Source organism: Pseudomonas sp. KK4, from assembly GCF_001984065.1.
Lineage (GTDB): Bacteria > Pseudomonadota > Gammaproteobacteria > Pseudomonadales > Pseudomonadaceae > Aquipseudomonas.
Window position 1 is genome coordinate 75986 of the sequence record NZ_LYVP01000015.1, and the last position, 8669, is coordinate 84654.

The 8669-nt window shown below is 61.7% G+C and carries 4 protein-coding genes and 1 other RNA gene; all 5 read left to right on the forward strand.

Features of this window, described 5'->3' with window-relative positions:
* Entirely contained in the window at positions 1-3489 is a 3489-nt protein-coding gene (gene smc / locus B0W55_RS08335; RefSeq protein ID WP_077045529.1) for a chromosome segregation protein SMC, read from the forward strand.
* 225 nt (positions 3490-3714) lie between these two features.
* Entirely contained in the window at positions 3715-4566 is an 852-nt protein-coding gene (gene zipA / locus B0W55_RS08340; protein ID WP_077045530.1) for a cell division protein ZipA, read from the forward strand.
* A gap of 127 nt (positions 4567-4693) precedes the next feature.
* Positions 4694-7051 (forward strand): NAD-dependent DNA ligase LigA, encoded by a 2358-nt coding sequence (gene ligA / locus B0W55_RS08345; RefSeq protein WP_077045531.1) that lies wholly within the window; start codon positions 4694-4696, stop codon positions 7049-7051.
* A gap of 81 nt (positions 7052-7132) precedes the next feature.
* Positions 7133-8299, forward strand: coding sequence for a putative zinc-binding metallopeptidase (locus B0W55_RS08350; protein WP_077045532.1), 1167 nt, complete (start codon positions 7133-7135; stop codon positions 8297-8299).
* Positions 8300-8445: 146 nt separating this feature from the next.
* An RNA gene (gene ffs, locus B0W55_RS08355) (signal recognition particle sRNA small type) lies at positions 8446-8542 on the forward strand.
* Positions 8543-8669: the final 127 nt, after the last annotated feature.

An 8669-nucleotide genomic window follows, 5' to 3' on the forward strand; every position in this document is an offset into this window, starting at 1 on the left:
GTGCGGCTCAAGTGCATCAAGCTGGCGGGGTTCAAATCCTTCGTCGATCCGACCACGGTGAACTTCCCCAGCAACATGGCGGCGGTGGTCGGGCCCAATGGCTGCGGCAAATCGAACATCATCGACGCCGTGCGCTGGGTGATGGGCGAAAGCTCGGCCAAGAACCTGCGCGGCGAGTCGATGACCGACGTCATCTTCAACGGCTCCACCAGCCGCAAACCGGTCAGCCAGGCCAGCATCGAACTGGTGTTCGACAACTCCGACGGCACGCTGCTCGGTGAATACGCCGCCTACGCGGAGATCTCCATTCGCCGCAAAGTGACCCGCGACAGCCAGACCACCTATTACCTCAACGGCACCAAATGCCGGCGTCGCGACATCACCGATATCTTCCTCGGTACCGGCCTGGGGCCGCGCAGCTATTCGATCATCGAGCAGGGGATGATCTCCAAGCTGATCGAGTCCAAGCCCGAAGACCTGCGCAACTTTATTGAAGAAGCCGCGGGCATTTCCAAATACAAGGAGCGCCGGCGCGAGACCGAAAACCGCATCCGTCGCACCCACGAAAACCTCGCGCGCCTGACCGACCTGCGCGAAGAGCTCGAACGGCAACTCGAACGTCTGCATCGCCAGGCCGAAGCGGCGAAGAAATATCAGGAGTACAAAGGCGAGGAGCGTCAGCTCAAGGCGCAACTGTCGGCCTTGCGCTGGCAGGACCTCAACGATCAGGTCGGCCAGCGCGAAGCGATCATCGGCACCCAGGAAATCAGCTTCGAAGCCCTGGTGGCCGAACAGCGCAATGCCGACGCCAGCATCGAACGCCTGCGCGACGGGCACCATGACCTGTCCGAGCGCTTCAATCTGGTGCAGGGGCGCTTCTATTCGGTGGGCGGTGACATCGCCCGGGTCGAGCAGAGCATCCAGCACGGGCAGCAGCGCTTGCGTCAGTTGCAGGACGACTTGAAGGAAGCCGAGCGCGCGCGCCTGGAAACCGAGTCGCACCTGGGCCATGACCGCACCTTGCTGCTGACCCTGGGCGAAGAGCTGGACATGCTCACCCCCGAGCAGGAAGTCACCAGCGCCGCCGCCGAAGAGGCCGCCGCTGCGCTGGAGGAATCCGAAACCACCATGCACGGCTGGCAGGAACAGTGGGACGCGTTCAACCTGACCGCCGCCGAACCGCGGCGTCAGGCCGAAGTGCAGCAGTCGCGCATCCAGCAGCTGGAAACCAGTCTGGAGCGTCTGGCCGATCGCCAGAAACGCTTGGGCGAAGAGCGCGCCTTGCTGTCGACGGACCCGGAAGACCTGGCGATCATGGAGCTCAGTGAGCAACTGGCTGAATCCGAGGCGACCCTTGAAGATCTGCAGACCAGTGAAGAAGCCCAGGTCGAAAAACTTGAGCAAATTCGCCAGCAATTGCAGCAAGCGCTCACCGCACAACAACAGGCCCAGGGCGAGCTGCAACGACTCAATGGTCGGCTGGCCTCGCTGGAGGCCCTGCAACAGGCCGCCCTCGACCCCGGCACCGGCGCCGCCGAATGGCTGCGTGAACAACACCTGGCGGATCGCCCGCGCCTGGCCGAAGGACTGAAGGTCGAGGCCGGTTGGGAGCTGGCGGTGGAAACCGTGTTGGGCGCCGATCTGCAAGCGGTGCTGGTGGATGATTTCAACGATTTCGATTTGTCCGGGTTCGCCCAGGGCGACCTGCGGCTGCTCAGCCCGGCCAGCGATGGCGTGCGGGTGCCGGGCAGCCTGCTGGAAAAGGTCGAGGCGCAGATCGATCTGTCACCTTGGCTGGGCCAGGTCAAACCCGTCGACAGCCTGGAACAGGCCCTGGCCTTGCGCGGTCAACTGGCCGCCGGGCAAAGCCTGATCAGTCGCGACGGTTACTGGGTTGGCCGGCATTTCCTGCGGGTGCGTCGGGCCAGTGAAGCGGAAAGTGGCGTGCTGGCCCGTGGTCAGGAAATCCAGCAACTGAGCCTGGATCGCGAAGCGCTTGAAGCCAGTGTCGAAAACCTGGAAACCCAGTTGCAGAACCTGCGGGCGCAACAGCGTCAGCAGGAAAACGGCCGTGAGCATTTGCGCAGATTGCTGCAAGACGAGGCCCGTCAGCAAGGTGAGTTGAAGGCCCAGTTGTCGGCCGGCAAAGCCAAGGCCGAACAATTGACCCTGCGCCGTACCCGTCTCGATGAAGAGATCGCGGAGTTGACCGAGCAGCGCGAGCTGGAGCACGAAAACATCGGTGAAGCGCGCCTGCAGTTGCAGGAAGCTCTGGACAGCATGGCGCTGGACACCGAGCAGCGTGAACTGCTGCTGGCCCAGCGCGACAGCCTGCGCGAACGCCTCGACCGGGTGCGTCAGGAAGCGCGTCAGCACAAGGATCACGCCCATCAACTGGCGGTGCGCCTGGGCTCGCTGAAAGCGCAGCACGATTCCACGCGCCAGGCGCTGGAGCGTCTGGAAATGCAGTCCGAACGCCTGACCGAAAAGCGCGAGCAACTGAGCCTCAATCTGGAGGAGGGCGAGGCGCCGCTGGAAGAGCTGCGCCTGAAGCTCGAAGAGTTGCTGGACAAGCGCATGACCGTGGACGAAGAACTCAAGACCGCGCAGATCGCCATGGAAGACGCCGACCGCGAATTGCGCGACGCCGAGAAACGTCGGACCCAGGCCGAGCAGCAATCGCAGATGATCCGTGGCCAGCTCGAACAGCAACGCATGGAATGGCAGGCCCTGACCGTGCGGCGCAAGGCGTTGCAGGACCAGTTGCTCGAAGACGGTTACGACCTGCACGGCGTGCTCGCCACGCTGACCGACGAGGCCAGCGAAAAGGCTGCCGAAGAAGAACTCGAACGTATTGCCGCGAGGATTGCACGCCTGGGGGCGATCAACCTGGCGGCCATCGACGAATACCAGCAACAATCGGAGCGTAAACGTTACCTGGATGCCCAGGACGCCGACCTGGTCGAAGCGCTGGACACGCTGGAAAACGTGATTCGCAAGATCGACAAGGAAACGCGCAACCGTTTCAAGGATACCTTTGATCAGATCAACGGCGGTTTACAGGCGCTTTTCCCAAAAGTTTTCGGTGGTGGCCGCGCCTATTTGGAACTGACGGGCGAAGATCTACTCGATACAGGGGTGACGATCATGGCGCAACCGCCCGGAAAGAAGAACAGCACCATCCATTTGCTCTCCGGCGGCGAAAAAGCCCTGACCGCACTGGCCCTGGTTTTTGCCATCTTCAAGTTGAACCCGGCGCCGTTCTGCATGCTCGACGAGGTTGACGCGCCGCTGGATGACGCTAACGTTGGACGCTACGCGCGGCTGGTCAAGGAGATGTCGCAGTCGGTGCAGTTCATCTATATCACCCACAACAAGATCGCCATGGAAATGGCCGATCAACTGATGGGGGTCACGATGCACGAGCCCGGTTGTTCGCGCCTGGTGGCGGTGGATGTCGAGGAGGCGATGGCGATGGTGGACGCCTAGCGGCGGGCTGCAAGTTGCACGCCTCCAGCGGCAAGTGGCGTGGCTTGCGGCTTGGGGCTCAAAGCTTGTAGCTGCGAAGCCTTTGATCGTGCTAGTTTAATGTCAATTTTTCGTATACGTGGGCAAAACGCCTGTCAGAACATAGAGTTGGCGCCACGTTTTAAAGCGGTTTACAGGTTGTAAACCCCTTATTTTTCAGCATTTTTTATAGAGGCACGGGATTACATGGAAATCGGTCTGCGCGAGTGGCTGATCGTCATCGGCATCATTGTCATTGCCGGTATTCTTTTCGATGGCTGGCGCCGTATGCGCGGCGGCAAGGGAAAACTGAAGTTCCGTCTTGACCGAAGTCTGTCCAACCTGCCGGACGAGGACACCAGCGCCGAGCTGTTGGGCCCGTCCCGCGTCCTGGACAATCACAAAGAGCCGCAACTGGATGAGCAGGATCTGCCGTCGGTGAGCATGCCGGCCCGTGAGCCCCGTGAGTCGGGTTCCAAGCGTGGCAAGCGTGGTGGCGAGCCCGCTCAGGGCGATATGAACCTGAGTCTCGATCTGGACGGCGGCCCGAGCTTCAGCAGTCGCGATGACGATTTCGTCGAAGACACCAAGGCTTCGCCTTCGGTCAGCGAAAAAGATCAGCCGCAAGCCGAAGAAGTACTGGTGATCAGCGTGATCTGCCGCGATGCCGCTGGTTTCAAGGGGCCGGCTCTGTTGCAGAATATCCTGGAAAGCGGCCTGCGCTTTGGCGAGATGGACATCTTCCACCGCCACGAAAGCATGGCGGGTAACGGCGAAGTACTGTTCTCCATGGCCAACGCGGTCAAGCCAGGGGTCTTCGACCTGGACGACATCGACCACTTCAGCACCCCGGCAGTGAGCTTCTTCCTCGGTCTGCCAGGCCCGCGTCATCCGAAGCAGGCCTTCGACGTGATGGTGGCGGCGGCGCGCAAACTGTCCCAGGAGCTCAACGGCGAACTGAAGGACGATCAGCGCAGCGTACTGACCGCGCAGACCATCGAGCATTACCGTCAGCGCATCGTCGAATTCGAGCGTCGTGCCCTGACCCAGAAACGCTGAACGGCAGGCGCCAGGCATGTCGGCGAAGGCGGATTCGAATACGCCTTCGTCGGCAAGCCTGGCGCCTGTAATGGTTTGTACAGATTGAGCAGCCTCGGCTGCTCTTTTGCTTTATGAGAGAACACCCATGACCGCCGCCAAAACCCGCATTCTAGAGCTGCGTGCCGAGCTGGATCTGCACAACTATCGCTATCACGTGCTGGACGAGCCGAGCATTCCGGACGCCGAGTACGATCGGTTGTTCCACGAGCTCAAGGCCCTCGAAGCTGCCAATCCCGAGCTGATCACCAGCGATTCACCAACCCAGCGCGTCGGCAGTGCGGCGTTGTCGGCCTTCACGCAGGTACGTCACGAAGTGCCGATGCTCAGCCTCGGCAACGCCTTCGAAGAAACCGACATGCGCGAGTTCGACCGACGCGTCACCGAAGGCCTGGATCTGCCGGTCGGTGATCTGTTCGGTGGCGGTGCGGCCGTGCAATACAGTTGCGAGCCCAAGCTCGATGGCCTGGCGGTCAGCCTGCTGTATCAGGACGGCGTACTGGTGCGCGGCGCAACGCGAGGCGACGGCACCACCGGCGAGGACATCAGCGTCAACGTGCGTACCGTACGCAACATCCCCCTCAAACTGCATGGCACCGGCTGGCCGGCGACCCTGGAAGTGCGCGGCGAGGTCTTCATGTCCAAGGCCGGTTTCGAACGGCTCAACGCCACGCAACTGGAAGTCGGCGGCAAGACTTTCGCCAACCCGCGCAACGCGGCGGCCGGCAGCTTGCGACAGCTGGATTCGAAGATCACCGCCAACCGTCCGCTGGAGTTCTGCTGCTACGGCATCGGCCAGGTATCGGCCGATATCGCCGACACCCACATCGGCAATCTGCAACAGCTCAAGGTCTGGGGCCTGCCGATCAGCCACGAGCTGAAGCTGGCGAACGGCATCGATGAATGCCTGGATTACTACCGTGACATCGGTGAGCGCCGCAACGCACTGCCCTATGAAATCGACGGCGTGGTGTTCAAGGTCAACAGCATTGCCTCCCAGCGCGAACTGGGTTTCCGCGCCCGCGAACCACGCTGGGCCATCGCCCATAAATTCCCGGCCATGGAAGAGCTCACCGAACTGCTCGACGTGGAGTTTCAGGTCGGGCGCACCGGCGCCGTTACGCCAGTGGCGCGCCTCAAGCCGGTCAAGGTCGCGGGGGTTACCGTGGCCAATGCGACCCTGCACAACATGGATGAAGTGGCACGGCTGGGCCTGATGATCGGCGACACTGTGATCATCCGCCGCGCCGGCGACGTGATTCCGCAAGTGGTGCAAGTGGTCACCGAACGTCGCCCGGAAAACGCCCGCCCGGTGCAGGTCCCGGAGAAGTGCCCGGTGTGCGGCTCCCATGTCGAGCGCACGCAACTGATCAAGCGCAGCAAGGGTCGCGAGACCATCAGCGAGGGCGCGGTGTACCGCTGTGTCGGTCGACTGGCCTGTGGCGCGCAGCTCAAGCAGGCGATCATTCACTTCGTTTCCCGTCGGGCGATGGACATCGAAGGCCTGGGCGAGAAAAGTGTCGAGCAACTGGTGGACGAGGGGCTGGTGAGTTCGCCGGCCGATCTGTACGCCCTGACGTTCGAGCAGGTGGTGGAGCTGGAAGGCTTTGCCGAACTGTCGAGCAAAAACCTGCTCAGCGCCATTGAAGACAGCAAGAAGCCTGGCCTGGCGCGTTTCATCTACGCCCTCGGCATTCCCGATGTCGGCGAAGAGACAGCCAAGGTCCTGGCGCGCTCCCTGGGCTCGTTGGAGCGAGTGCAGAAGGCGTTGCCGCAAGTGCTGACTTACCTGCCGGATGTCGGCCTGGAAGTGGCGCACGAGATCCATAGCTTCTTCGAGGATGCGCATAACCAGCAGGTGATCGCCGATCTGCTCAAGCACGGCCTGCAGATTCAGGATCAGGGTGAGCTGGGCGCCGAGTTTGCCGCCAGTACCACCTTGGGCGGCTTCCTCGACAAGCTGCATATTCCTTCGGTCGGGCCGGGCGGGGCGCAGAAGCTCGCCGACAAGTTCGGTTCGCTGCAAGCGGTGATCGATGCGGACTGGCTGGACATGCGCCAGACGCTGCCGGAGAAACAGGCCGGTTCGGTGCGTGAGTTTTTTGCCGTCGAGGAGAACCGCTCGCTGGCGTTGGCGGCCGAACGGCAATTGGCGGATTTCGGCATGCACTGGCACAGCGAAAAGAAAGCCGTCGAAGGCCTGCCGCTCACGGGTCAGACCTGGGTGCTGACCGGTTCCCTGGAACTGATGAGCCGCGACGTGGCCAAGGACAAGCTCGAAAGCCTGGGGGCCAAGGTCGCTGGTTCCGTATCGGCCAAGACCCATTGCGTAGTGGCTGGGCCGGGGGCAGGTTCGAAGCTGACCAAGGCCAATGAGCTGGGCTTGAAGGTGCTGGATGAAGAGGCGTTCGTCGAGTTTCTGAAAACTCACGGTCTATCCGTCTAGTTGATGGTTCCCACGCGCTGCGTGGGAACGATCTTGACCGGGCAATGATCTAGTCTTGGCAAGCCCCAGGGAGAGATCGCCATGTACCGCTTCTTCGAACAGCTCAGCTCGCGCATCGCCGCGCCTTTCATCGGCGAAAGTTCGCGCAACAGCAAGGTCTGGCCCTGTCGCTGCGGGCAGTCGCTGTTCTTTCGCAATAGCCAGTGCCTGGCCTGTTCCGCCGCATTGGGTTATCAGCCCGGGCTGAGTCGGCTGTCCTCGTTGCAACCGGGTGCGCAGCCGGGCACCTGGACGCTCGATGCCGATCCAGGGGCCGGCCTGTTCCGTCGTTGCGCCAACCTCGATTCACCCGCCGCCTGCAATTGGTTGCTGCCGGCCAATGATCAGGATGCCTTGTGCATCGCCTGCAGCCTCAATCGCACCATCCCCGATCTGTCGATCATTGAAAACCACGAGCGTTGGGGCAAGGTTGAAACGGCCAAGCGGCGCCTGATCGCGCAGTTGATCAGCCTCGGTCTGCAAGTCACGCCCAAGACCGTCAATGAGGAATCCGGACTGGCCTTCGATTTCATTGGCGTAGATTTGGAAGGCAACCCACCCACCACCGGCCACGCCAACGGCCTGATCACCCTCGACATCAAGGAAGCCGACGACGCGCACCGCGAAAAAATACGGGTGCAAATGCACGAACCCTATCGCACCTTGCTCGGCCATTTTCGTCACGAAGTCGGGCATTACTATTGGGACCGCCTGATCGCCAGCAGCGAGTGGCTGGAGCCGTTTCGCGGTCTGTTCGGCGACGAGCGCGCCAGTTACGCCGAAGCGCTGGAGCGCCATTATCAGCAGGGCGCACCGCTGGATTGGCAACAACGCTACGTCAGCGCCTACGCCACCATGCATCCCTGGGAAGACTGGGCGGAAACCTGGGCGCATTACCTGCACATGATGGACGCGGTGGACACGGCGCTGGGGTTCGGCATGAGCGCCCGGGAAATGGACTTCGACTATCGGCCGTTTCCGCTCGATACCCTCTACGATCCGCGACACCCCGGCGGCCCGGCGTTCCTGTCGTTCGTCAACGCCTGGATCGAACTGGCGGGCATGCTCAACGAACTGTCGCGCAGCATGGGGCAGCCGGATTTCTATCCTTTTGTGCTGCCGCCGGCGGTGATCGCCAAGCTGCACTTCATCCATCTGGTGATCCAGCGTGAGGGCGGCAGGGCGGATGACGTGCTGCAGGACCTGTAGAAGCGGCCGACGGTTACGTTCTTTTCAGCACTGCGCATGTCCTTGAACGGCCTCAATTTTTTTAATCCGCGCGAACGGTTGTAACTTCGTCACAGATAGGTACAATGGCGCGGCTCGCCGTCAGGTGAGCGTCGTTATGGTGACCCCATCGGTCCCCCCGCAACGATTACCCGTGAACCTGGTCAGAGCCGGAAGGCAGCAGCCACAGCGGGAACATTGTGTGCCGGGGTGTGGCTGGTGGGGGCACCACCTTAACGAACCGCGAGTACTCACTCGCGTTATCTGATTCCAACTATTTTTTATTGCACTGCCATGGATCCTGTCCATCGCGGTTTTTTTTCGTGTCCGATTTTCCACCCCACACAAAACG